Here is a 25,099-nt window from a genome sequence, read left to right on the forward strand (position 1 = left end):
GATGGCATCCAAGCCCAATATACTGTTCATCATGGCAGACCAGCTCCGCGCTGATTATCTTTCATGTTACGGCCATCCGACATTGAAGACGCCGAACCTTGACTGGCTGGCGTCGCGCGGAGTTCTCTTCAATCGTGCCTATGCGCAATCGGCGGTATGCGGGCCGGCGCGGATGAGCGTTTACACCGGCCGCTATGTTCTTTCTCATGGTGCGACCCTCAATGACACGCCTCTCCGACAGGATGAATGGACAATCGGGGATTATCTGCGTCCCATAGGCTATCGCACAGTGCTGGTCGGTAAGACGCACATGCGCGCCGATTTGGAAGGCATGGAGAAGCGCAAAATTGAACCCACATCCGGGTCTGGCTTGCTCGTTGCCGAAGCGGGATTCGAGACATATTCGCGTGAAGAAGGAATTTACCTCGACCATTGGCCGGCCGCAAAAAGGTTCGGTGCTGACTATAATCGTTATCTAAGAGACCGCGGCTATGGGGGTGACAACCCGTGGCATGATTGGGTAAATTCGGTGGAGATTGATGGCGAGGTCGTTTCTGGCTGGCTTCTTGAGACAGCACCTTATCCAGCTCGGGTACGTGAGGAAGACAGCGAGACGCCTTACCTGACCCGCCGTGCGATCGAATGCATCGATGCGATGGCTGATCATCCATGGTGCCTGCACTTAAGCTATATCAAGCCCCACTGGCCCTATATTGCTCCTGCACCCTACCACGCAATGTATTCGGCAGCCGACGTTATACCCGCGGTTCGGGCCGCCGAAGAACTCTCGACGCAAAATCCGGTGTTTGCTGGCTTCCAGCGGCGACGGGTGAGCCAGAGTTTTTCTGACGAAGGGGTCCGGGTTCCTGTGGTTGCTGCCTATATGGGCTTGGTTAAACAGCTTGATGATCAGCTTGGTGTTCTATTTTCTGCATTGAAGGACCGCGGTCTATTCGAAAGCACACTGATCATATTCACGTCGGATCATGGCGACTATCTTGGCGACCACTGGCTTGGCGAAAAAGAGTTTCTGCACGAAGCCTCCATTCGCGTACCCCTCATTGTTGTCGATCCCGGTAAACATGCGGACCAGACACGCGGGACCGTAAACGAGGATCTTGTTGAATCCATCGATCTATTGCCGACCTTTGTCGATTTGGCGGGTGGCGATGCCTGCCACCCCCGCCTCGAAGGCCGCTCGCTTCTGCCCCTTTTGGCTGGCGGGACGGGAGAGCGGAGCTACAGCTTTTGCGAATATGACTATGCAACCATGCGGTTTCGCAGGGAGCTGGCGCAGCCCATCAACAAGACAGGTATCGTTGCCGTTGTAGGCGCGCGTTGGAAATTGATCGCATGTCCGGGTTTTGAACCATTGTTGTTTGACCTCGAAAATGATCCTGGCGAACTGGAAGATCGCGCCTTGGATCCACATTGCGCATCTATCCGTGCCGAACTCGAAGCTGCCTTGTGCGAATGGGCCTTGCGCCCCCGTCGGGTGACCGAGAGTGAGGCCACTATCGAACGCCGAACCGACACTCAGGTGACGCGCGGTATCAAGCTGGGAATCCGGAATGCCGAAGAGCTTGCGGTTGCCCTTGCCGAAGAATCCGGAAAATGAAGAATATTTCTGCGTTTATTGGGGGTCAATTTGTTACCGGGCCGCGCACCTTTGTGAAGCGCTCTCCTGTGGATGGAAACCTTGTTGCGCTGGTGCATGAAGCGGATGAGTCCATAGTTGACTTGGCGGTTTGCGCTGCTCGGGAAGCAAAATGCGACTGGGAGAAATGGGACCGCAATGACCGCGCGGAGCTGTTAGAACGCCTAGCCGACGCAATCGCGGCGCGTGCTGACGACCTTGCAGACGCAGAAGTGGCGGATATAGGCCGCCCTAGGGAGCAGGTTCTCGCTGCTCATGTGGCACGAACTATTGAAACCTTCCGCTTATATGCGACCTTGTTGCGAACGGCAAAAGATGACGCTTGGCATGGCCGGGCCGTATCGCCGAACATTTCCCGCGAAAATGCGCCACAAACACTGGCCTATACAAGCCGTCATCCACTTGGCGTTGTAGCTATCATTGCTCCTTGGAATGTTCCTTTGCTCTTGCTGGCACTTAACCTTGCTCCCGCACTGGCAGCGGGGAACTGCGTGGTGGCTAAGCCATCGGAACACTCCCCATCGTCGGCTACATTGCTTGCAGAGATTTTTCATGACGCAGGGCTGCCTGCTGGTGTCTTCAATGTTGTTCATGGAATGGGGGCAAATTCCACCGGATCAATACTGGCGGCGCACCCTGGAATTGATGGCTTCGGCTTCACCGGTGAAGGGCGAAGCGCTACATCCATCATGAAGTCTGCTGCCGATGGATTGCGTCCGGTTCTTTTCGAGTTGGGCGGCAAGAATGCCGGGTTGGTGTTCGCTGACGCTGATCTCGATAAAGCTGCTCAGGCTTGCGCCATGGCGGCTTTTGCGAACAGTGGTCAAGTCTGTCTCTCAATAGAACGACTTTATGTGGAAAGAAGGGTTTTCGAGGCCTTTCTATCAAAGCTGACAGCGATTGCGGCAGGTCAGGTGCTTGGCCCTCTTATTTCCCAGGAACATAGGTCGCATGTACACGAGGCGGTCAAGCGCGCCATTGAGGTGGGAGCACGTTGCATCATTGGCGGAGCTTTACCCGAAGGTGAGGGTGCATTTTATCCCGCTACGATCCTGACTGGTTTGTCCGACGATGCCGAATTGTCGCGCAAGGAAACATTTGGTCCGGTTGTTCATATTGCCCCGTTCGACACGGAGGTCGAAGCCATCGCGCGCGCCAATGATACTGAGTTCGGGCTTGCAACTATGGTGTGGACCCGCGACCTGGCGCGCGCGCATCGGACAGCGGCGGGCCTGAAGGCTGGCATCAAATGGGTGAACTGCTGGCAAGTCCGCGATTTTTCCACTCCTCTCCAGGGACATGGGCGCTCTGGAATTGGCGCTCAAGGAGGTCGCGAGTCCCTTGAATTCTATTCTCAGATAACAACAACGGTGGTGAGCTTGTGAGAAACGACTATCAGAATCCCAGTCAGGAAACGCTGCTGTCCATGTATGAGCGGATGCTCGTCATTCGAGAGACCGAAGAATATCTTGGCGCTCAGTTTAGGGCTGGCGAACTGCCGGCAGGTGTTCACCTTTATATCGGGCAGGAAGCTTCGGGGGTCGGCATTTGCGCTCATCTCAGCGACGAAGACTGGATAACCAGCACCCACAGAGGACATGGACATTTCCTCGCCAAAGGAGGCGACCCTTATGCCATGATTGCAGAAATTCACGCCAAGGCAGACGGTGTCTGCGGCGGATTTGGAGGCACCATGCATGTTGCGGATTTATCGCGCGGCATATTGGGCGCAAATGGCATTGTTGGCGGCGGCCTAGGGATTGCGACTGGCGCTGCATTTGCTGCGAAGCTGGATGGAAAGGGAAAAGTAGCCGCATGCTTTTTTGGCGACGGCGCGGCCAACCAGGGCACATTGATGGAAGCGATGAACGTGGCTTCGCTCTGGAAGCTTCCCTTGTTGCTGGTCTGCGAGCATAATGGATGGTCCGAATTTACCCGATCGGAAGTAGTGACCAGCGGAAATATTCTCGATCGTGCCCAGCCTTTCGGAATTCCGGCGCAAGAAGTCGATGGTAATGATGTGGGCGCCGTCTGGCGAGCTGCCGGCGAAATGATCGAAGCTATGCGGAACGATGGCGGACCTGGCCTTCTGCTAACGCATACCTACCGAACACGTGGTCATGTCGAGGCCGAGATCAATTTCTTGTCGCAATCCTATCGAAGCGAGGAAGAGGTCGCGAGCTGGGTGGCACGTGACCCGCTGGACCGCGCTGCTGCACTTTTGGCTGAAACGGGGATGGCGACAGAAGAGATCGTGTTAGTTCGCGAGCGAGTCAGAAAGATAATAGACGCAGCGGCCGCACGCGCGCAAGCCGCACCGGATCCGGACCCTGCGTTAGTCAAGTCAATGATGTTTTCAGAAGTGGATGCATGGTAATGGCAAAGCGCAGGTTCATCCAAGCTATCAATGATGCCATGTTCGAGGAAATGGAGCGTGACCCCCGCATAATTCTTTTCGGCGAGGATGTCGAAATCTCGATGTTTGGCGACACCAAAGGGCTTAGAGATCATTTCGGACCTGATCGGGTGCGCGACACCCCAATTTGCGAAGCATTGCTAACCGGTATGGCGGTGGGAATGGCCGCAGCAGGATGGCGCCCTGTCCTTCACATGATGTTTTCTAACTTCATGTACACCGGCTTTGATGCAATCGCGAACCAAATGTCGAAATTGCATCTGATGACTGGTGGTCAAATGAAACTGCCAATTACGGTCATGGCAGGTTTCGGGGGAGGTAGGTCTACGGCAGCTCAGCATTCCGACTGCCCCTATCCGTTATTCATGAACCTGGGCGGTATCAACGTGGCTGTCCCTTCCAATGCAGGTGATGCAAAGGGCCTGTTTAAAACGGCCGTGCGTAGCAATGATCCAGCAATCTTTCTGGAGCCCGGTGGTCGGGGTGGAGAGCTAGGCGAAGTTCCCGATGGCGAACACCTTGTTTCTTTTGGCAAAGCCGCAATTCGTCGTGAAGGGCGCGATGTCACTATTGTAGCGATTGGGGCAATGGTTAAGCTTGCAGATCAAGCGGCTAAGACGTTGGCGGCTAACGGGGTTGAGGCGGAAATTATTGATCCTCGAACGCTTGTTCCGCTGGATGAGGAAACCATTCTCGCGTCCATTGCAAAAACACGACGGCTGGTCATTGTCGATGAAGCGCGCGACCGTTGCAGTGCGGCGAGCCAGATAGCTGCCGTTGCGGCCGATCGTGGCTTTGATTTTCTGAAAGCGCCCGTCAAACGGGTTACGGTTCCAAACGTTTGTATGCCTTACGCCCCTGCGCTGGAGCGCAGTGTTTACCCCAACTCGGAAAGGATTGTTTCTACAGTGCTGGCCTTAGTTTCAAATCAGGAGGCAATATGAAAATTCAGCTCAAACTGCCGCGTGTCGGCATGAATATGGAAGAAGCGACCATTGTTGCTTGGCACAAATCGGCTGGCGAAGTATTTGCAAGCGGCGATGCGCTTTACGACTTTGAAACTGAAAAGGTGACGCAATCGTTCGAGGCTAGCGCGGACGGCAAGCTGCTGGAAATTCATGTTGCAGAGGGTGAGGACGCGCAAGTTGGCGATGTCGTTTGCATCGTCGAGGTTGACCTATGACCATGAGCGGACGCCTTCAACATGTCGGCGTCAGCGTTGCCGACATGGATCGAGCGCTGGCATTTCTGTCGAAGCTTGGCTTTGAGACCCGCGCGCGATTTGCACCATTCGATTCCGCTGCCGTCGCCGGCATCACTGGCCTGACGGGCGCCAGAGTTCGAGAGATCGCCTATGTGGCGCGTGACGACTATACTTTCGAACTGCTCGAATATGCAGCACCTAAGCGCGACGAAGCAGTCCGCCGCGTCTGTGACGTCGGCTACTTCCATATGGCCCTTGAGGTGGACTGCCTCACTGAGGTTATGGCGGACCTCGGATCAGATGCACAGCCATACACCGTAGCCCAAGGTCCTGCCATGGGGCAACGCGCAGCATATATCTATGGGCCAGATGGATTGACTGTTGAACTAATCGAGCAGCCACGCCTGTGAATTTACTTTCGCAGACACGGTTCGATGATCCGAATGAGATACTGCAGTGGTAGCTCTATGGTGGGTTTCATGCGCCGTCGATCTGCTGGGAAGAACCAAGTTTTCGTTGAGGACATGATTATGTGTGAGCGAGATATAATATTGATAATTGGTTCCGGTCTCGGTCTCGGTCTCGGCAGGCCTAACCTTATGGGGATGCCGCTGCTTACCAGATGTGGTGCCCAGATCTTTATGCAAGTGTCCGAACTTGGCCAATACAAAACTGGAGGTGTAGCATGATCCGCGTATTTCTAATTGCTCTGGCATTTTTCGCGCAGCCGGTTCTGGCCCAGCCCGTCTTCGAACAAGCGCCTGAGCTCAAGGCCAACCCCAACCCGCGTGCGCCTTTGGCTGCAGTGCTGACTTTCAAGGCATCCGGACCCGTCACGACGGCAGTCAGCATAGACGATGGTTTGGCACAAAGAACCCTCAACTTCGGTCCACATCTTGATCCTACAAAGGGTCTGCCGATCGTTGACCTAGCTGCCGGTCGTCAGTTTAATGTGACTGTGCAGATTTCAGATAAATCTGGTACCACAACGTCATCCAAAGTCCTGTCGTTCAGGACGCCAGCATTACCTACGCCTGGGCTTGAATGGCCGACCCTGACGACGACCCTTGCCGATGGCGGGGTGCTCGAACCAGGCTTGCGTTTCATAAGTGTAAGGCGGCGGGCGCCTGGGCGGCAAAGCTTCCAGACAAAATCTCAGCAGGAATTTGCGCGGGGTTGGGGTTTGATATTGGCACTCGATGCCAAGGGGGACGTACGCTGGTATTATATCAGTCAGCGCCGTGTGGCAGGGATCAAGCCCTCACCGGATGGTACGCTGCTTTTTACAACTGAGGATCAGCGCGTCGTCAAAATTGATATGCTTGGTAACATTATTCGCCAATGGTATCCCGAAAAACGGCGGCTTGGACCGGTTGCTGGTGCAACGGAGATCACCGGGCTACAAACCCTGCACCACGAACCGTCAATCACACCGTGGGGTACATACATCTCTATGTCGGCGCACGGACGCGAGATTCTTGACTATCCATCGAGCGTTACCGATCCGCAGGCTCCACGCAAGCCGACTATGGTGATGGGCGACAAGATCGTCGAGTTTAACGCGGACGGAAAAGTGGTATGGGAGTGGGATGCGTTCGAACATCTTGATCCCTATCTGCTTCATTATCATACCTTCCAGCCATATTGGGCTGTCAGAGGCTATCCCGGCTATGCGGATTGGACGCACGGTAACGGGATAACGTTCGACGCAGAGCGCGATCTCGTCATCGCGTCGTTCAAGCATCTGGATGCGCTGGTAGCGATAGACCGTAAGACGAAAGACATCCGCTGGATATTCGGCGACCCTAAGGGTTGGCCGGAAAAATATCAGTCCCGGATCCTGAAGCCCATCGGCTTAACCCGCTATCCTTGGTCCCAACATCACCCCCATGTCACGCCGCAGGGAACCATCGTCTATTATGACAATGGCATGTTCCAAGCTCGGCCATTTGACGGCCAGGAGATCGTTCCCTTTCATCGTAGCTACAGTCGCGCTGTTGAGATCAAGGTCGATCCTAAAGCAATGACCGTCACCGAGTTATGGACGTCGGAGAAGGAACAGAAGCCAGACAGTTGCGTCCATTGGGCGATGGGTGATGCTCAGCGCATGCCATCCACCAGTAACATGATGGTCATTCGTAGCTTCTGTCCGCCGATCACCGACAAGCTCAATGATCAGGATGAATATGATCTGACCCGGCGCTTTGTCGATGATGTTCCATATGCGGGAAGAGTTGAAGAATTCTCGCGAACCGCGCCCGCGAAGTTGCTTTCGCAGACACGTTTCGATGACCCAAATGAGATACTGCAATGGCAGCTTTATGGTGGGTTTCATGCGCCGTCGATCTACTGGGCAAACGGGGCAGAAAAGCCGCGATGAGCGGTGTTCCACATTCTGACCGGTCGCGGGGTTCACCCGCATTAAGCGTAATATCCATTTATAGGTTTTTGATATGAGCGAGCGACGAAAAATTTTGATAGCCGGCGGCGGGATCGGCGGAATGACCGCTGCCGGCCTGCTCCTGCAAGCCGGGCATGACGTCGAGGTTTTCGAGCAGGCTCCCGCGCTTGGCGAGGTTGGCGCGGGCGTCCAAGTCAGCGCCAATGCCACACATGTTTTGCGCCATCTTGGCGTGCTTGACCAGCTTGCCACTATTTCGGTCCGGCCATTGCGCACCGAGTTCCGGCTCCACGACACAGCGGAGGTGGTGAGCCAGATTCTGCTGGGCGATACACATGAAGACCGATTTGGCGCGCCCTATCTCCACGTTTATCGTCCCGACATGCTGCGCATCTTGGAGGACCGTGTTCGACAACTGTCTGCGTCGGCGGTTCATCTTGGGAAGGCGTTGGAGCGCTACGAGGAAGATAAGCAAGGCGTAGCCCTGTACTTCACAGATGGCACCGAAGCGCGCGGTGACGTGCTCATTGGTGCCGACGGGATCAAATCGGTCGTGCGCGCGCAGATGCACGGTAAAGAGCCGGCCAATTATACTGGCAATGTCGCTTGGCGCGTCATGGTGCCAGCCGAAAAACTACCCTCCGATTTTCAACCCCCAATCTTCGTCAACTGGATGGGGCCAGACAAACATATGGTTGTCTATTGGGTTAATGGCGGCAGGTTTTTGAACTTCGTCGGTTGCGTCGAGAAGCCGGAATGGACACAAGAAGGGTGGGCTATCAAAGCCCCTTGGGCAGACATGAAGGCCGATTTCGTAGGGTTCCACCCCGATGTGCAGACTATGATTGACGCGGCTGATAAGGATAGCTGTTTCTGCTGGGCGCTTAACAACCGGCCGCGCCTTAACTTCTGGAGCACGGATCGCGTGACCCTGCTGGGAGACAGCGCGCATCCCACTTTACCTTATATGGCGCAAGGGGCTGTCATGGCCATTGAGGACGCGGCGGTGCTAATGCGCGTGTTTGATGAATTTGACGACACGGCAACGGCTCTTAAGGCCTATGAACAGGCGCGCATCGACCGCACGGCTCGGATCGTAAATGAAAGCTCTGAGCACGCCCGACTGTTCCATTTCCAGACGCATGAAGAGTTCCGCGAAGCTTTCGGGCGCAAGGATCCCTCTAAGGACCGAGGCTTATGGCTCTACAATTACAACCCGCTGTCGGTATCCCTGACCGCCCAGCCGTAACGACCTTCAGCGCAATCGGTTGAAATGCAGATTTAACAATTTTCGAGGAAATGATGACAGAATACACCTTCCAGCCGCACCCGCACATTACCGTTCCCGTAGCCGGATCGGCACAACAGTTCCCGGTTCGCCGGATCTTTTGCGTGGGCCGCAATTATGCCGAGCATGCGCGCGAGATGGGTTTTGATCCCAACCGCGAACCGCCCTTCTTCTTCACCAAGCCGGCCGATGCAGTTGTTCACGACGGCGCGACCATTCCCTATCCAACGCTCACCGAGAACTTCCACTACGAAGCGGAACTGGTCGTCGCGATTGGGAAAGAAGGTCGGAACCTGTCGGTTGAAGAGAGCCTATCCTACATTTGGGGCTATGCTGTGGGGAACGATCTGACGCGGCGGGATATTCAAATCCAGGCAAGAGAAAAAGGCCGCCCCTGGGATTGGGGCAAGGCATTTGACCGTTCGGCCGTTATCGGCCCCATTCACCCAGTCGCCGAAGTAGGGCATCCTGCAAAGGGATCAATCCGTCTCGCTGTCAATGATACCGTAAAGCAGGACGCGGATCTGTCTGAGCTGATCTGGTCCGTCCCTGAGATCATCTCGATACTATCGCATTCGATGACCATCAAACCAGGCGACCTGATCATGACTGGCACACCGGCTGGGGTCGGTCCGCTTGTGCCGGGCGACGTGTGCGTGGTCTCAATCGACGGGCTTGGCAATCTGACCACGAAGATCGGTCCACGCGAATGACGCTGCGCCTACACAACTTCTTCAGGTCATCCACTTCGACCCGGTTGCGCGCGGCACTCAATCTGAAGGGCCTGGATTACGAATATGTGGCTTATGCTCTGCGTAACGGCGAGAACCGCACAGCGGCCTATCTCGGGCTGAACCCAGCCGGACTTGTTCCCGCGCTTGAACTCGACGACGGCACGGTGCTGACCCAGTCGCTGGCGATCATCGAATGGCTTGACGAGACATATCCGAACCCGCCCTTGTTGCCGGCAGACACGGGCGGGCGGGCGCGCGTGCGGTCTTTGGCCTACATGATTGCGTGCGAGATTCATCCGCTCAATAACCTGCGTGTTCTGAACCGGCTGGGCGTGCAGTTTGGAGCGGGGGAAGATGCGGTCGCTGAGTGGTTTTCCCATTGGGTGACCGAAACTTTCGACGCGATAGAAGCCACGCTTGCGGGAAGTCTGCAAACCGGTCGCTTCTGCCACGGCGATGTCCCCTCCCTCGCTGATATCTGCCTTTACGCTCAAGTCTGGAACAATCGGCGCTTCTCGATCCCGCTAGAAAATTGGCCAACCATCGCGAAGATATTCGGCGAGCTGGACGGCATTGAAGCCTTCAAAAACGCCGCTCCCCCCAACCAGCCCGATGCGGAATAATTCGGTTTAAAGGAGACCTAATATGAGCGAAGAGCTCGATCGCACCTCAGTCGCCCATGCGATGCAGCCCGATGATACGCCCGAACTGCGCGAGCTCTACCGCGGGTTTGCAGAACAAAGCCTGCTGCCCCTGTGGACCCAGTTGGGCGACCTGATGCCGATCCACCCCAAGTCTAAGGCGCTGCCGTACGTCTGGAAGTGGGCCAAGCTGCTGCCTCTCGCCAAACGCTCCGGCGATCTCGTGCCCGTTGGACGCGGCGGCGAACGCCGCGCGATCGGGCTTGGCAATCCGGGACTCGCCCCACATGCCTATATCAGCCCGACGCTCTGGGCCGCGATCCAATATCTTGGTCCGCGCGAAGTGGCCCCCGAACATCGCCACAGCCAAAACGCCTTTCGGTTTGTAGTGGAAGGTGAAGGCGTTTGGACGGTGGTCAACGGCGATCCGGTAAGAATGAGCCGCGGCGATCTTCTGTTAACACCGGGGGGGAATTTCCACGGCCACCAGAATGTCACTGATCAGCCGATGACCTGGATCGACGGCCTCGATATTCCGTTCAGCCAGCAGATGGACGTCGGCTTTTTCGAATTCGGTTCCGACCAGCTCACCTGCCTTGAAACACCTGATTACAGCCGCGGCGAGCGGCTTTGGTGTCATCCTGGGCTGCGTCCCCTGGCGGGGTTGAAGGATACCGTGAGTTCCCCGATTGGCGCCTATCGCTGGAAGTATACCGACGCTGCGCTCAGCGAGCAGCTTACCCTCGAATCAGAAGGCTACCCGGCTACCGTTGCCCCCGGACATGCGGCGATCCGCTACGTCAATCCCACGACCGGCGGGGATGTCATGCCGACGATCCGTTTGGAGTTCCACCGTCTTCGCGCCGGCACCGAAACCGCTACGCGGCGGGATGTCGGCTCAACCGTGTTCCAAGTTTTCGAAGGCACGGGAGCGGTGGTCATGAACGGTGAAACCCATGTCCTGGAAAAGGGTGATATGTTTGTCGTCCCGTCCTGGATTCCTTGGTCCCTACAGGCAGAGACGCCGTTCGACCTGTTCCGCTTCTCTGATGCTCCAATTATGGAGAAGCTGAATTTTATGAGATCGGACGTAGAGCAATCTTGAAAATCAGGATTAACCATCATGACCCACTTGAGTCTTTTGGCGGTACGCAGCGGCATACAAAGTGTTCCAAACTATACCTGCCGCGACTCAGCAAACTGCGCGCGTCTGAGGCTGTATCGTGCGACGACGCTCCGATTGAAGCTAGGTTGCGGCGATGACTGCTGCCGCGTTCAGCTCTAACTTGTCCTTTTGCATCGGCCCAATGCTGTCTCCGTCGACGCCATTGAATCCGTTTACACCAATTTGGACAACTCCGTTTTTGAGTTTGACATCTAGTATACCAGAATAGATTTATTCGGTTGACTATGAAGATTTGTAACCATAAGAATAGATTTTGGTATACCATAAGGAGGGGTTTATGAAGGGCGTCCCAAAAAAAATCAGTTCATTAACTCGGCTAATGGCCGCGAGTGTGCTCGTGCTACCGCTCGCGTCACCGTCTTTCGCTCAGTCTGCGGAAGGCGAAGATGACGCACCGGCACTTGGCGAGATTGTTGTAACGGCGACAAAGCGTCCGGAGCGCTTGCAGGACGTGCCAATCTCGGTGCAGGCGGTTACGGGCGACCTCCTAAGGAGCGGCGCCGTTCAGAATTTCGAAGATGTGCAAGTGCCAGGGCTCCGTGTTTCTCGTGGAGGCATGGCCGACACAATCACCGTGCGCGGGATTGGGTCAGGGCAGAATCTTGGATTTGAACAATCCGCGCCAATGTATATCGATGGCATCTATTATGGTCGGGCACGCACCCAGCGCCTCGGATTTCTGGACATTGACCGTATCGAGTTTCTGAAGGGTCCGCAGCCGACATTTTTGGGCAAGAATGCGATCGCCGGTGCCATCAACGTTGCCACGCGACGCCCCGGAGATGAATTCGGAGGAGAAATTGAGTTCAGCTATGAGCCGGTCACCAATGAGAAAACGGCTTTTGGCGCTACCGACATCCCGATCGGGGACAATTGGGCAACCCGTTTCGCCCTTCGTTACCGGAAGTCGGAAGGGTATATCACCAATACGATAACTGGACGCAAAGAGCCTGAAATCGAGGATTTGCTCGGACGAGTTGTTGTGACTGGAGATCTGTCCGATCAGTTGAAGTTGACCGCCATCGGCTATTTCGGAAACAATAACGATCATGGACGGAATAACCAGCCAATCATTTGTCTGCCCAATTTCCGCCGGGATCTCTCAGATGCAACTCGCGAACCCTGCACTTTCGATAGCGCTAAGTCATCGCGCGGTCTGATCCCTGCGGCTGCTGAAACTGCGCGGCCCGATCTTTATACAGATGATGATGGCGGTTCATTCTACAACCGTTTGCGGTCGACTGGTGGAACCCTGCTTCTCGACTATGAGTTTGGAAACGGCATTACCCTGAGTTCGGTTTCTGGATTTTATCAGTATAAAAATTACCAGTTTATCGATACCGACCAAGCTATCGCTAATTATTCAACCGCGACCTTTACTGAACAGTATGATCAGTTCAGCCAGGAGATTCGTCTAATCTCCTCGAAAGATAGCGCATTCACTTGGTTCCTCGGGGCCTATGTCGACAAGAACAACAATGATGTTGTGAGCACTACAGACCAAGACGCTCGCAATCTTCTTCCACTTGTGGTTCCTGCACCCGCCGGTTCTACCCCGCGCACTGCCGCGTTCGTCAATACGCGCATTCTCGGGTCGATTACAGATTTCCGTGAGAATGCAGATTCGTGGGCGTTTTTCGGGGAAGCTAGCCAAAAACTGGGGCCAGTCACTTTGCGTGGTGGCTTACGCTATGAGGAAATCAACAAGGATGTTGATTTTCTGCGTTGCGACTCCACGCCTTATTCTGGTTGTTCGCCGCTTCCTCTCCGCACCGGCAGCCGCAAGGATAAAAAATTCCAGCCTGCGATTACGCTGGAAGCTCGTCCCGCTGAAGATGTGATGATTTACACGAGCTTCAAAAAGGGTTTCAAGTCAGGAGGGTTTTCGGGGACGGATGGCCTGCCTTTCAATCCTGAGAGCGCAAATGCATATGAGATTGGTCTAAAGAGCCGGTTCTTCGACAAGCGGGTCCTGCTCAATCTAACGGCATTCCGCAGCAATTATAAGGATCTCCAAGTCTCGTCTTTCGATCCAGCAACCGCACTCTTTCTTACCACGAATGCCGCATCCGCCCGCACGCAAGGATTGGAAGCTGAGCTCCAACTCGCGGTAACGCAAGACTTCAAGCTCTCGGGCAATGTCACATATCTCGATGCTACATATGAAGACTTCACCAAGTCGCAATGCTGGGCAGGGCAAACAGCGGCGCTTGGGTGCGTTACGGTCGGGTCAAGCAGCACCCAAGATTTGTCAGGTGTGACGACGCCTTATGCGCCGGAATGGTCGGGAAGCATTGCTGCTGACTGGTCGAAAGACATCGGCAGTGGCTTAACGCTAAAGGCGGGGAGCGATCTTTATTTTACCAGTCGTTTTGCTACCTTGACCGACATCCATCCGGACTCGTTCCAGGAAAAGTTTGCAAAACTTAACGCAAGAATCGGTCTATCAACTGAGAGCGGCTGGGATTTGTCGCTGGCGGTTCGTAATCTGACAGATAAAAGAACTGCAGCGTTTAAGAATACGATTCCAGGAGGATTCAATTCAATTGCAGCGTTCACTGAGCCTCCGCGTACATTCACGATCCAGGCGCGCTACAAGTTCTGATACGTCGGACGAGCAGAGTCGCGTTGGCCAAGTCAACGCGGCTCTGCCATTTCCTGAATTGGAAAGGCTGGAATGACCTACGCAGGACGGACGTCGTCCAAGCACCTTAAGGCCGCGGTTTGCATGGTGCTGTCCGGGATGGCTGCCCTTGTTTATCAGATCGTGTGGACCCATCAGATGGCGGTCGCAATCGGGACAGCTCAAAGCGCCGTTGCTATAATGCTGGCGGTCTTTCTAGGTGGACTTGCCCTTGGCGGCTGGGTTGCATCGCGTTGGCTCCGTTCCCATCTGGATGCTGGCAAACGCTATGCTTTTCTTGAGTTGTTTATTGTAGTTTGGGCTGTTTCATTACCCTTTCTTTTTCCCTCCCTACAGAAGCTACTGATAGGATTACTCGCCAGCGGTAATGCGTTGCCACCGGATGCAGGCTGGTCTCAATTTGGTGTGTATCTTTTTCTCGTGGTGACTGCCTTTGCCCCGCCCACCATCGCGATGGGAGCCACCTTGCCCATTTTGGTGCGTGCGGTTCGGGGGGCCGCATCCGATGTAGCCAGCTTGTACGCCCTGAATACAATGGGTGCAGCGGCGGGGGCGATGTTGGCTGGATTTGTTCTGGTTCCCGCAATCGGTTTAAGTGGAGCCAGTCAGCTTGCGGCTGTTGCTAATTTGGCAGCAGCGTTTTTGGCATGGAGATATCTTCGCGACAATGGCGGGCCTTTAGAGCAGACTCCAGAGACCGGTAATGTCTTCAAAACAAGAGTACTGATCGCAGCCGGTCTGACTGGCATTGCAACATTTGCACTTGAAGTATTCTGGACGCGGCTGTTGGCGATTCCCTTTGGTGGAACCACGCAGGGTTTTGCGTTCATGCTCGGCTTGTGGCTGGCCGGGTTGGCGTTTGGAGGCTGGGTAGCTGCCAAGAAAAGCGGGAGCGCGGCGACTGCGCTTTTCGCAGGCGCCATTCTCTCGGTTGCGGGTTACTTTGCCATACTGATCACGGGAGCGGCAACGAAGTTTGCAGTGCTCGCGCTCTTTCCGGGAGCGATTGCATTTGGAATGGCTTATCCACGTTTCGTTGATGCCGCCGGGGGAGATGTCGCAAAAAGCGCTGCTTTAGTTTATGCTGCGAATATCGTAGGTGCGATGTGCGGTGCCATCATTGCTGGCCACTATTTGCTGGAGTCATTTGGTTTCGGGGGGACCTTACTCTTCGCGGTCACGCTTTTAATGATCGCAGGCGCTGCGATCTGCGAACAAACGAAATTAAGAATCGGCCTAGCTGGAGGCGCTGCGGTGTTTTCCAGTCTCTTGGCTGTTGGCGTACCGGAACCATATTCGCTCCTAAAGGCAGGCGTGGTAGACCAAGACACGAGCGGGGACCTTGTCTCATTATCAGTCGGGCGTGTTGCCACCGTTGAAGTGCGGCAACGCGATGACGGGATTGCAATCCGCAGCGATGGATTGCCTGAAGCACTGGTGCAACGCACTGGTACACCGCCTCTTCTGAATGATCAGCATTGGCTAACAGCCTTGCCTGCGCTGGCCAGACCCGAAGCACGCTCCATGATGGTTATTGGTTTAGGTGGCGGGGTTAGCCTTGAGCCTGTTCCTACCTGGATACGAAGCATCGATGTTGTCGAAATCGAAGAGCGGATCATTGAGGCAAATCTAATGATCGCTGATCAACGAGAGGTGAATCCGCTTGCCGATCCTCGTGTCACGCTTGTTCATAACGATGCACGCAACGCTATGCTTCGCACGAGCAAACGTTACGACATTATCGTTTCCCAGCCGTCGCATCCATGGACTGCAGGTTCCGCGAATCTTTATACGGAAGAGTTTGTTGCACTCGCAAAGGATCGGCTCACCGAGGGGGGTATATTTGTCCAGTGGATGAATGCGTCCTTCGTAGAGCCGCGCTTACTGCGTTCTTTCTTGGCAACCCTGGCATCGGAATTCAGAAACGTCAGGGTGTATGAACCGGTTCCTTTTAATTTCATCGCAATAGCTTCGGATGGAACTATCTCGCCCGAGAGCGGGTATTTAAAGGCGAACGCGAACAACCGAATTCAGTTAGGGCGAGCGGGCATCCTTAATGAACTCGATTTCGCTTGGTCGCTCCTATTAGATGAAAAAGCGGTTCGTCGGGTTGCTGCGGGCATAGAACCGATAAGCGATAACCGGAATTCAATGGCATTCGAGACCGGCCCGGGGAAAGGAATACTGACCCGAAATGCTTTGGATGCAATTACGGGGCGTCCAGCAACATCTCGAATTCAGAATGCCTATTCGCGCCTACGTCTGGCGCAGGCAGGTTTACTTCCCTTTGAGCCCATTGCCGAGAGTACTCTTATTGCTTCGGGTCGTCAGAAAGGTATCGTTGGCGATTATACTGCGTTAGCAGCGATGGATCCGCAGTTGGCGTTATTGCCTTTTACAGATAGGGGCTACGCAGCGGCCAATCAATTGCGCGTAGCCTGGAGGTTAGAACGCATCGCTTCCTTAGGCCCTGATGGGCGAGCAGATTTGACGAGAGAAGCGCTTGCAATTGTTGATGCCGCGCTGCGCGTTGAAACCACAACCGATCTGCTGATGCAGCGCGCAACACTCGCGCAACTCGTCAGAAATGATGAAATGCTGATCGAGACAGCATTGGCCTTTGCCCAGATAGTAAGACAAAACCCCCAGAGTGATCTCGAAGCAAGGCGGGCCCAGGTGCTGATAGCGGCATTACGGGACCTTCCCTTGTCAACTATTCAGGAAAGGGCAATCGTCGCCCTCAATAGCACTTTCTGATCGGGGCAGTCAGTGAAAATACTCGTTTGGCCAATTGTCGCGGAACCTGCATCTTCTGACTTTGGCAATCATTTCTGTGCCGAGGTTTTTCCTATGACTTTTCTTTCTAGGTCCTGACCCTAGACCAATCGACAGGTGCGCGCCTATTGTATACCAAAAATAAATCTAAGGCTTAAAATTAGCCGTATTCCTGCTTTTTTTGAAAAAATCTGTTGCAATTGAACACCATTGGTATACCTAAATATTGAAAAAATTATGCGACGGAGGCGGGTAAATGGCAACTGGTGTGCAAACGAGTGGGACCGTTGTTGTTTCTGATGTGCTTGACAGCGCCCCCTTTTCTAGATTCCACTTCAGTCTCATTTTGCTGTGCACGCTTGTCGCCATAGTCGATGGCTTTGATACCACCTCATTGGCAGTGATTGCGCCAACTATAGCGCATGATTGGGGACTGAGTTTGCCGTCCTTTGCCCCTGCCTTGTCGGCATCTCTTGTGGGCATGGCCTTAGGAGGTGCGATTGGTGGCATGCTTGGTGATCGATTCGGACGCCGACCGATCATGATCCTAATGTTTTCTATAGTGACCCTTGGCACCCTCGCATCAGGCTTCGTGGAGAATATAATCCAACTCGAAGTGCTGCGGCTGCTTACTGGCTTTGGCATTGGAGGTACGATCCCGCTTGGCGCTGCGCTTGTTGCTGAATACATGCCAAAGAAGCTGCGTAGCTTTCTGCTGGTTGTCATGTTCAGCGGACATGCACTGGGCGGCACCCTGGCAGGCTTGGCGGCACCGGCTCTAATCAACAATTTTGGATGGCACAGTGTCTTCATCGTGGGTGGGATCGTGCCTGCGGCGCTGGTTGTCGCTCTTCTTTTTCTCCTTCCAGAATCTGCGCGCTACCTCACTACGCGAGGGGACCCCGCTGCTCGCGTACGCGCGATCGGCTTGCTCAAAAGGGCCAATCCAGCTGCAAGCATTGCCGGCAATGCCGAGATTGTGACAGGCGAGCAGGTAATCACGCGCGGTACCGTGCGCGATCTTTTTGCGGCCAATCGGGCATCGCAAACAATCTTTCTGTGGATCACATTCTTTGCAACACAGTTCGTCTTGTTTGGACTTGCCAGCTGGCTCACCAGCCTTCTGACGCAAGCCGGTCACAGTCAGGATGTTGGCGCCTATGCCCAGATGTTGCATAATCTAGGCGGCGTTTTCGGCAGCCTTGCATTTGGCCTGCTCAGCGACCGCCTTAGTGCGCGACCGGTTCTCATTGGTGTCAATGTGGGTGCCATTCTCTTCATTGCTGGTCTGGGAGCATTCGCAGCGTCGGAGTTTTCTCTTTGGATGGCCCTGTTCTCCGGTGTCTTTGTGCTGGCGGCGCAATTGTGCCTCAATGCCTATACGACAGGGCTTTATCCAACTGCCCTGCGCGCGACCGGGGTTGGCTGGGCGCTCAGCTTTGGCAGGCTTGGATCGATAACTAGCCCCTTAGTCGCCGGGGCGTTGATGGCGCGAGGCTGGACACCTAGCAGCTTATTCTATGCCATCGCGGCCGTGCCGCTCATCAGCATCGTTGCGCTAACGTTTATCAGAGGCGAACGCTACGAAACTGACGGTGTCAATTCGGCACATTGAACACCGCCACTGTTTCGTGCCTCAGGTGTCAATCGATCCGGCCGCGAGCTTAGCCCATCGCCTTGTCTATTTTTGCCAAGATATCAGTTCGGTTTAGGTAGCCTTGCGAAAACTTTGTCAAACCGCGCTAAAGCTTCTGTAATATCTTCGCCTGACATTGTTCCGGAAATATAGATACGGCTCCCCGCGCCGATCGAAAGCCCCTCATCCATGCAGATCAATCTGAAGGCACCCCGGCGTGCGGCATCGGCGGCATTAAGTTCCGCTGGAGAATAGGCGACGTCTGCCTTCAGAAAATCCACATATATTTGTCCTCGAGGCCCTTGCAGGAAAAGGTCGTCATGACCATGCGAGATAGCCATGTCGCGCAAGGCCTGTCTGAAATGCGCTTGGATGCGGTCGACTTCGCGAAACCATGCTCCATTGTCTTCAGCCAGGAGGTCAAACGTAGCAACTGCTGCAGCCATACCCAATGGGAAGCAATTGAATGTCCCTGCTCCAACTACGCGTCGATCGCTAAGCAGTTCCATTATATCAGCGCGGCCTGCCACCGCTGCAAAGGGGAGACCTGCTGCGATAGCCTTGCCGTATGTGGCCAAGTCTGGAGTAACTCCGAAAACCTCTTGTGCGCCGCCAAGCGCGACGCGAAATCCTGTTATTACCTCATCAAAACATAGCACGATGCCATAGCGATCGCACAATTCGCGGACTGTCTCGAGATATCCAGGCCTTGGAGGGCAGCCACCGAAGTTGCACATGATCGGCTCCATGTGGATCAGCGCAATTTTGTCGCCATATTTTTCCAGCACGTCTTGTAGTGCTTCTGCATCATTCCATTCGATCTTATACTGGTCCAGTAACGCGACGGGTGAGCGACCGGCTGTCGATGTGTTGAAGCCGCCAGCTGCGCCAGGACTGTCAATTGGATGTGGTGGCAGGTGCCGGTCTTGGTTAATCGATCCACCAAGCACATTATCCATCCATCCGTGATAATGGCCATCAAATCGCAGAATATATGGCCGGTTGGTGAAAGCGCGCGCAAGGCGGAAAACTAACTGCACGACCTCCGAACCCGAAAGGCCATATTTGACGCGCTCCGCACATGGTATTGCACTAACCATCCGTTCGCCGAGTTCAACCTCCAGTGGCGAGTAGAATTGGCCGGGAAGCGGTGATGGCAGCCGATCCAGTTGCGCTTCGACGGCCGAAATCCAACGCGGATGCCCATGCCCGAAGATCAAAGGGCCCATAGTGAGCGCGAGATCGATATAGTCGCGCCCTTCGACATCGAAGATGCGATGGCCGGATGCCCGCTCAGCAAAAATCGGGGGAAAGGGTAGAGGTGGCGCTAAATTACTCTGAGGTCCGGTCAAAACCTTTGCGGCTCGTGAAGCCAAATTTGCGTTTGTATAGCCCACGCCACATTCTCCTTTAGTATACCAAATATTTCATACATCGCGCAAAAAATCAAATTGATTCCATAATTAGGCGATAATTCTAATATAGGTATACTTAAAGATATGTTTGGCTTTTTGGCCACAGGACAGCGTCATGCTTTGCGCATGGGTGAAAAACATTTTTTACGCGATTAGGGAAGAGTTATAAACTCTCTCAAGCCCGGTCTTAAGAGCATGTTTTTTCAGACTCTTGTTCCTGAGCTGTTTTTGCCGGCCCCCGGATCACTCACTCAACCACGCGCCGTCGCTGCGCGGATCAGCCGCGCCCACCCAGCCCACGGCCGTCCGCCCCGCCGCATTGGCTTTGGAAGGGGTAATCTGAGTGACCCGCACCCCATGGCCGAACTGTGCTAAGGCGTCTGCCTGCAGCTCCAGGGGCGTCCCTTGTTCTAATAGTAAAGCGTTGCCGTCAAAATAGATGTTGGGGGCAGCAAGTGCCGCCTGTGCATTCATTCCCCAATCGAGATGGGCAATAAGCGACTTGGCCACTTGCATGATTATGCGCTTGCCACCTGCGGCACCAACCGCAAAAATGGGCTTGCCGTCCGGGCCATAGACAATCGTCGGTGACATAGATGACAAAGGCCGTTTACCGGACTGCGGTCGATTTGCGACGGGAGCACCATCTTTCATCGGAGCAAGGCTGAAGTCTGATAGTTCATTGTTCAAAATCATCCCGGCGGCCACCAACTGACTGCCAAACGGCCCTTGAACCGTTGAGGTCATGTTCGCGATATTGCCAAAGCGGTCCACCGCCACAAAATGAGTGGTGCCCGTCACCTCGCCAGACAAAGCCGTAGAGCGCGGCTCTGCACCGGGCGGTATCCCTGCCGGATAAGAGGATCGGGCGCTTGTTTCTGAAATCATGGCCGATCGACTGGCTATATAAGCTTTGTCGAGAAGCCCTGAGACGGGCACGGGCACATAGTCTGGGTCAGCCAGATATGTTTCACGATCAGCATAGGCCAACTGCATTGCCTCCGCGATTAGGTGCCACGCTTTCGAACTTTCTGGTCCAAGTGCCTTCATGTCAAACCGCTCCACCATGCCCAGAATCTGAAACACGGTGGTTGCGCCAGATGAGGGTGGCCCCATGCCGCACAGACGATATGCCCGATAAAAGACGCACACTGGCGACCGTTCTTTCGCTTCATAGGCAGCAAGATCATCTGGCGTCATTGGCGCGGCATTGAGCGGAGCATTGGAAACAGCAGACGCAATTTCCTTTGCAATCGGGCCGGTGTAGAATGCGCGCGGACCTTTTTGGGCTATCTTACGAAGCGTTTTCGCAAGAGCGGGGTTACGGACAACCTCCCCCGCCGCCTTAGGTCGGCCATCTTGGAAATAAATGGTCTTTGTCGCATCAAAGCCGTCCCAGCGCGGTGCCATTCGGGCGATGGTCCCTGCCAGTCTTGGGGTTACAACATAGCCCTCTTCGGCTAGAATAATTGCAGGCTGAAAGAGTTTTGCCCAGGGCAGCTTGCCCCATCTAGCATGCGCCTTAGCCATAAGCGCGATGTTGCCGGGTACGCCGACCGAATACCCGCCTATGACCCCCTCGGGGAAAGCTTTGACCTGGCCATCTGGTGCAAGAAAGCGATCTTCACTTAGCGCAGCCGGCGCCGTTTCACGGCCATCAATTGTGGCCACATCCCCGACTTTGCTGTCGTGATACATAAAAAATCCGCCGCCGCCGATTCCGGAGGAAGCCGGCTCCACTACAGTCAGCGCCAGCATCATGGCCAGCGCTGCATCTGCCGCGCTACCCCCCTGACGCAGTATTTCTTGTCCCGCTGCGGCTGCACGCGGATCGGCAGCGGAGACCACCCCTTTTTCTGCAAAGCCAGCCGTCGGCAGGCTGAACAAAAGAAAGACATAAAAGAAGAGCTTTTTCATGACCACAATTTAACATTATCCCGCCGGCTAGCAACCCCTCAGAAAGGTCTACCGCAGCAGCACTCCCTCTACTCATGTTCACAACGGAGAGCGCATTGCCAAAAAGCTCGCAGGAGAGATTGTGGTTCCTGATCGCCTAACTCCAAGCCGTTAGCCGTAGGGAAATATGGAAGCACAGAAATGTTTTTTGTTTCAGGGCGCGACCTTTGGTAGCGATAGTGCCAAATGTTCTGACGACGGACAGTGGGGCGGATATATCGCCAGATAAGCAAACGCATATTCTTGACGGAAATTTTAAGTGTCTGACCCGAAATTAAGTTGAGTAGTGTCAGCGAGTTAGCTTGACGCTTTTCCACATCATTGATTCAGCGGTTTTGCAACAACCCGAAGGATTTCAACGATGTGGACCGACACCACTCGCGCGCATCATGCACGCAACGGATTGGCTTTGCCAAGTGATTTAACTGATGAGGAGTGGGCGGTTCTGGAACCGTTTTTTCCGCTGCCGTCCTTTGTCGGCCGTCCGCGCAAATGGCCGATGCGGCGGATAGTAGAAGCGATGCTGTATCTGCTACGCGGTGGCCTGCCATGGCGGATGCTGCCGCCGGGCTTTCCACCTTCCTCGACGGTGCAGCGTTGGTTTTACGCTTGGCGCGATGATGGCACATGGCAACGGATCAACCATTATCTGATCCAGGATGCCCGGGTGGCGCAGGGTAGCGAGGCTTCACCCAGCGCCGGAGTGATTGACAGCCAGTCTGTCAAAACGACGGAAAGCGGCGGCATACGCGGCTATGACGCGGGCAAGAAAGTGAAGGGGCGCAAGCGCCATATCATCACCGATACGAACGGCTTTCTGGTACACGCCATTATTCACAGCGCCGATATACAGGACCGCGACGGCGCGCCGATCGTGCTCTCCGACATCCGTTATAGCTTCCCTTGGCTGCGCCATGTCTTTGCCGATGGCGGCTATGCCGGTGACAAGCTCAAAACCGCGCTGACCAAGATCGGCGACTGGACCATCGAAATCATAAAGCGTTCTGACCGGGCAAATGGCTTTATTGTTCTACCGCGCCGCTGGGTCGTCGAGCGAACGTTCGCATGGCTAAACCGCAACCGGCGCCTTGCCAAAGACTTCGAGCGCAGCATCGCTTCCGCAACGGCATGGCTGTTCATGGCCTCCGTCCAGTTCCTCGCTAGACGAATCGCAAAACTATGATATTAAACATGATAATTATGAGTCAGACTCTAATAAAAAAGGCATGGCTACCGGCGCGCATAATCCTAATTCACCGAATATCAGGATTGACCAGACGTCGATTAAACAAGATCCTTCTGGCAATGGGGTATTTACTGCCAAGGTTGAAATCAAGGACGCCAATGGTAACTTTGTGCCAAAGGGGAATTCGTCGAAAGATATCGGCGGACCGCCCTATTCGACATTTTTCCCGACAAGCTGGAGTCCAGCCAAGATTTTGACCGAGATTAACATTGTTGCGGCAAAGGTGCCAAATGACGGAAAACCGCACACTTTTCCATCGCCAAGCGGCGTTTTCATAACTATCACAAAAGACAAGTCAGGTAAAATTGTTCAAGCATTTCCTGCGTCGCCGCAGAAGAGGGTATCGAAATGAATTATCGAGTCATAATGTATTGGGATCAACCAGAACCTCCATCGTATGAGCCCATGGTAAACATTGTTAGCGATTATGGATCACCACTCAATCAATTGCTTGGTATATGCTTCGAAACAGGTCCCTACCGCCGTATCAATAATGATTGGGAATTCTGTCCGAACGTCTTTCCACTTTTCACCACACATATTCCGGGAACGGAGACTTTCGATTGCGATAATCCGATTAATCATATCTCGAATATCCCGCAAAATTACGAACACCAATTTGTTTCAGAAGGATATGAATTAGAAATCATCGACGGCATCATGTCGATCAATTTTATCTTTGAGGAAGAAACGAAAGTGCGGATAAGCATTGAGGAGTTCAAAAAGTTCCACAATGCATATTGCCATGTCAAGGTTACGCATGAGCCTATGGAATTTGATATAGAGTTACTGTGACAGGCCATGACCTGATCCCTTCAAATTGGTCCATTTTTTGTGAGAAAAATCTCGGTTAGGTTTGGCATTTGTCAGCCAGGAGATTTTGGCATGAAGAAGAGTAGGTTCAGTGAGCAGCAGATGGCGTTCATATTGAAGCAGGCAGAGGATGGAACGACGGTTGAGGAGGTATGTCGCAAGGCTGGCATATCGATCCAGACCTATTATCGATGGCGAAGCAAATATGGTGGGTTGATGCCGTCTGAGATGAAGCGGCTAAAGCAGCTTGAGGAAGAGAATGTTCGCCTCAAACGATTGGTGGCGAATCTCAGTCTGGACAAGGAGATGCTGCAGGATGTCATCAAACGAAAGCTTTAAGGCCTGATCGGGCCCGTGAACTGGTTTGGCTATTTGCAGGCCAGTTACGGGGTCAGTGAGCGACGGGCTTGTGATGCGTTCCCTTCAAGCAGGGCGACCATCCGTTAGTAGTCCCGCCGTCCCGATCAGGCCAGTCTTCAACTGCGGATCAAGGAGTTGGCGGCAACGCGGGTACGCTATGGCTATCGGCGTATCCATGTGTTGCTGCAGCGGGAGGGTTGGCAGATCAATCACAAGCGCACCCGGCGGATATACCGGGAGTTGGGCCTGCAACTTCGCAACAAGACGCCGAAGCGGAAAGTGAAAGCGAAACTGCGCGAAGATCGGGTGCAGGCAGCAGCACCCAATGAATGCTGGTCAATGGACTTTCTGTCCGATCAGCTGTTCGATGGCCGCAAGATCCGAGTTTTATCCATTGTTGATAACTTCACCCAGCTATCGCCTGCACTGGATGTCCGGCACAGTTACAAGGGGAGTGATGTTGTCAATACGCTGGAGCGTATTGCTGGGCAATATGGCCGCCCACAGCGGATCAGAGTGGACAATGGTCCCGAGTTCATATCGAAGAACCTTGATCTGTGGGCCTATCAGCATGATGTCGTGTTGGACTTCAGCCGCCCTGGCAAACCCACGGACAATGCGTTCGTTGAGAGCTATAATGGCCGTGTCCGGGCGGAATGCCTGAATGCAAACTGGTTCTTGAGCTTGGCCGACGCACAGGCTAAATGTGAGGCGTGGCGGCCCTGTC

19 protein-coding genes and 1 pseudogene are annotated in these 25,099 nt (G+C 54.3%); 18 read left to right on the forward strand and 2 right to left on the reverse strand.

The genetic code is table 11. From position 1 onward, the window contains the following. Nucleotide 1: 1 nt before the first annotated feature. From HEQ18_RS07455 to HEQ18_RS07520, 14 genes are all read left to right on the forward strand, one after another. Entirely contained in the window at nt 2–1,618 is a 1,617-nt protein-coding gene (locus tag HEQ18_RS07455) for a sulfatase-like hydrolase/transferase (protein ID WP_432814228.1), read from the forward strand. Beyond that, nucleotides 1,615–3,042 carry an aldehyde dehydrogenase family protein gene (locus tag HEQ18_RS07460; RefSeq protein WP_432814229.1) on the forward strand — a complete coding sequence of 476 codons (1,428 nt, stop codon included), beginning with the start codon at nt 1,615–1,617 and terminating at the stop codon, nt 3,040–3,042. Before HEQ18_RS07455 ends, HEQ18_RS07460 begins: the two co-directional genes overlap by 4 nt. Further along, nucleotides 3,039–4,034 carry a thiamine pyrophosphate-dependent dehydrogenase E1 component subunit alpha gene (locus HEQ18_RS07465; protein ID WP_432814230.1) on the forward strand — a complete coding sequence of 332 codons (996 nt, stop codon included), beginning with the start codon at nt 3,039–3,041 and terminating at the stop codon, nt 4,032–4,034. The genes HEQ18_RS07460 and HEQ18_RS07465 overlap by 4 nt, the downstream gene beginning before the upstream one ends. After that, nucleotides 4,028–5,017, forward strand: a complete 990-nt coding sequence (locus HEQ18_RS07470; RefSeq protein ID WP_432814231.1) for an alpha-ketoacid dehydrogenase subunit beta — start codon at nt 4,028–4,030, stop codon at nt 5,015–5,017. The genes HEQ18_RS07465 and HEQ18_RS07470 overlap by 7 nt, the downstream gene beginning before the upstream one ends. After that, nucleotides 5,014–5,256, forward strand: coding sequence for a biotin/lipoyl-containing protein (locus HEQ18_RS07475; protein ID WP_397606080.1), 243 nt, complete (start codon nt 5,014–5,016; stop codon nt 5,254–5,256). Before HEQ18_RS07470 ends, HEQ18_RS07475 begins: the two co-directional genes overlap by 4 nt. Before the next feature lie 2 nt (nt 5,257–5,258). Continuing rightward, complete coding sequence (locus HEQ18_RS07480; RefSeq protein ID WP_397606079.1) at nt 5,259–5,687, forward strand: VOC family protein; 429 nt, start codon at nt 5,259–5,261, stop codon at nt 5,685–5,687. A 275-nt stretch (nt 5,688–5,962) separates the two neighbouring features. Further along, the gene (locus HEQ18_RS07485; protein ID WP_432814232.1) at nt 5,963–7,657 is read left to right on the forward strand and encodes an aryl-sulfate sulfotransferase; all 1,695 of its coding nucleotides are present in this window, start codon (nt 5,963–5,965) and stop codon (nt 7,655–7,657) included. Between the two features lie 73 nt (nt 7,658–7,730). Continuing rightward, the gene (locus HEQ18_RS07490; RefSeq protein ID WP_397606077.1) at nt 7,731–8,927 is read left to right on the forward strand and encodes an FAD-dependent monooxygenase; all 1,197 of its coding nucleotides are present in this window, start codon (nt 7,731–7,733) and stop codon (nt 8,925–8,927) included. A gap of 53 nt (nt 8,928–8,980) precedes the next feature. Then, nucleotides 8,981–9,679, forward strand: coding sequence for a fumarylacetoacetate hydrolase family protein (locus HEQ18_RS07495; RefSeq protein WP_397606092.1), 699 nt, complete (start codon nt 8,981–8,983; stop codon nt 9,677–9,679). Further along, nucleotides 9,676–10,323, forward strand: coding sequence for a maleylacetoacetate isomerase (gene maiA, locus HEQ18_RS07500; RefSeq protein WP_432814233.1), 648 nt, complete (start codon nt 9,676–9,678; stop codon nt 10,321–10,323). The genes HEQ18_RS07495 and maiA overlap by 4 nt, the downstream gene beginning before the upstream one ends. Nucleotides 10,324–10,345: 22 nt before the next feature. Beyond that, on the forward strand, nt 10,346–11,446 hold the full coding sequence (locus HEQ18_RS07505; RefSeq protein ID WP_432814234.1) for a cupin domain-containing protein: 1,101 nt from the start codon (nt 10,346–10,348) through the stop codon (nt 11,444–11,446). Between the two features lie 358 nt (nt 11,447–11,804). Further along, the gene (locus tag HEQ18_RS07510) at nt 11,805–14,132 is read left to right on the forward strand and encodes a TonB-dependent receptor (protein ID WP_432814235.1); all 2,328 of its coding nucleotides are present in this window, start codon (nt 11,805–11,807) and stop codon (nt 14,130–14,132) included. Between the two features lie 72 nt (nt 14,133–14,204). Further along, nucleotides 14,205–16,928: a fused MFS/spermidine synthase gene (locus HEQ18_RS07515; protein ID WP_432814236.1), complete on the forward strand. Its 2,724-nt coding sequence runs from the start codon at nt 14,205–14,207 to the stop codon at nt 16,926–16,928. 274 nt (nt 16,929–17,202) lie between these two features. Next, nucleotides 17,203–18,561 carry an MFS transporter gene (locus tag HEQ18_RS07520; protein WP_397606072.1) on the forward strand — a complete coding sequence of 453 codons (1,359 nt, stop codon included), beginning with the start codon at nt 17,203–17,205 and terminating at the stop codon, nt 18,559–18,561. Between the two features lie 83 nt (nt 18,562–18,644). Here HEQ18_RS07520 and HEQ18_RS07525 read toward each other — a convergent pair whose 3' ends face one another. Together HEQ18_RS07525 and ggt are read right to left on the reverse strand one after the other, a co-directional pair. Continuing rightward, nucleotides 18,645–19,979 (reverse strand): aspartate aminotransferase family protein, encoded by a 1,335-nt coding sequence (locus HEQ18_RS07525; RefSeq protein ID WP_432814237.1) that lies wholly within the window; start codon nt 19,977–19,979, stop codon nt 18,645–18,647. Nucleotides 19,980–20,240: 261 nt separating this feature from the next. Further along, nucleotides 20,241–21,914: a gamma-glutamyltransferase gene (gene ggt, locus HEQ18_RS07530; RefSeq protein ID WP_432814238.1), complete on the reverse strand. Its 1,674-nt coding sequence runs from the start codon at nt 21,912–21,914 to the stop codon at nt 20,241–20,243. 400 nt (nt 21,915–22,314) lie between these two features. Between ggt and HEQ18_RS07535 the strand changes: the two genes are divergently transcribed. The 4 genes and pseudogenes from HEQ18_RS07535 to HEQ18_RS07550 form a co-directional block, all read left to right on the forward strand. Further along, nucleotides 22,315–23,136, forward strand: a complete 822-nt coding sequence (locus tag HEQ18_RS07535) for an IS5 family transposase (RefSeq protein WP_432814158.1) — start codon at nt 22,315–22,317, stop codon at nt 23,134–23,136. Further along, complete coding sequence (locus HEQ18_RS07540) at nt 23,042–23,551, forward strand: EndoU domain-containing protein (protein WP_432814239.1); 510 nt, start codon at nt 23,042–23,044, stop codon at nt 23,549–23,551. The genes HEQ18_RS07535 and HEQ18_RS07540 overlap by 95 nt, the downstream gene beginning before the upstream one ends. Nucleotides 23,552–23,604: 53 nt before the next feature. Beyond that, on the forward strand, nt 23,605–23,994 hold the full coding sequence (locus tag HEQ18_RS07545) for a hypothetical protein (RefSeq protein WP_432814240.1): 390 nt from the start codon (nt 23,605–23,607) through the stop codon (nt 23,992–23,994). Between the two features lie 90 nt (nt 23,995–24,084). Then, nucleotides 24,085–25,092 (forward strand): annotated as a pseudogene (locus tag HEQ18_RS07550) (IS3 family transposase); the annotation flags it as partial. Between the last annotated feature and the right edge of the window lie 7 nt (nt 25,093–25,099).

This window comes from Sphingorhabdus sp. (genome assembly GCF_050921905.1).
GTDB lineage: Bacteria > Pseudomonadota > Alphaproteobacteria > Sphingomonadales > Sphingomonadaceae > Sphingorhabdus_B.

What these genes read in the sequence shown, in the direction of transcription:
- HEQ18_RS07495 (WP_397606092.1), top strand. Translation starts at nt 8,981, where the DNA reads ATGACAGAATACACCTTCCAGCCGCACCCGCACATTACCGTTCCCGTA.
- HEQ18_RS07455 (WP_432814228.1), top strand. Translation starts at nt 2, where the DNA reads ATGGCATCCAAGCCCAATATACTGTTCATCATGGCAGACCAGCTCCGC.
- HEQ18_RS07505 (WP_432814234.1), top strand. Translation starts at nt 10,346, where the DNA reads ATGAGCGAAGAGCTCGATCGCACCTCAGTCGCCCATGCGATGCAGCCC.
- HEQ18_RS07480 (WP_397606079.1), top strand. Translation starts at nt 5,259, where the DNA reads ATGAGCGGACGCCTTCAACATGTCGGCGTCAGCGTTGCCGACATGGAT.
- HEQ18_RS07475 (WP_397606080.1), top strand. Translation starts at nt 5,014, where the DNA reads ATGAAAATTCAGCTCAAACTGCCGCGTGTCGGCATGAATATGGAAGAA.
- HEQ18_RS07545 (WP_432814240.1), top strand. Translation starts at nt 23,605, where the DNA reads ATGGTAAACATTGTTAGCGATTATGGATCACCACTCAATCAATTGCTT.
- HEQ18_RS07520 (WP_397606072.1), top strand. Translation starts at nt 17,203, where the DNA reads ATGGCAACTGGTGTGCAAACGAGTGGGACCGTTGTTGTTTCTGATGTG.
- maiA (WP_432814233.1), top strand. Translation starts at nt 9,676, where the DNA reads ATGACGCTGCGCCTACACAACTTCTTCAGGTCATCCACTTCGACCCGG.
- ggt (WP_432814238.1), bottom strand. Translation starts at nt 21,914, where the DNA reads ATGAAAAAGCTCTTCTTTTATGTCTTTCTTTTGTTCAGCCTGCCGACG.
- HEQ18_RS07510 (WP_432814235.1), top strand. Translation starts at nt 11,805, where the DNA reads ATGAAGGGCGTCCCAAAAAAAATCAGTTCATTAACTCGGCTAATGGCC.
- HEQ18_RS07460 (WP_432814229.1), top strand. Translation starts at nt 1,615, where the DNA reads ATGAAGAATATTTCTGCGTTTATTGGGGGTCAATTTGTTACCGGGCCG.
- HEQ18_RS07490 (WP_397606077.1), top strand. Translation starts at nt 7,731, where the DNA reads ATGAGCGAGCGACGAAAAATTTTGATAGCCGGCGGCGGGATCGGCGGA.
- HEQ18_RS07535 (WP_432814158.1), top strand. Translation starts at nt 22,315, where the DNA reads ATGTGGACCGACACCACTCGCGCGCATCATGCACGCAACGGATTGGCT.
- HEQ18_RS07485 (WP_432814232.1), top strand. Translation starts at nt 5,963, where the DNA reads ATGATCCGCGTATTTCTAATTGCTCTGGCATTTTTCGCGCAGCCGGTT.
- HEQ18_RS07515 (WP_432814236.1), top strand. Translation starts at nt 14,205, where the DNA reads ATGACCTACGCAGGACGGACGTCGTCCAAGCACCTTAAGGCCGCGGTT.
- HEQ18_RS07470 (WP_432814231.1), top strand. Translation starts at nt 4,028, where the DNA reads ATGGTAATGGCAAAGCGCAGGTTCATCCAAGCTATCAATGATGCCATG.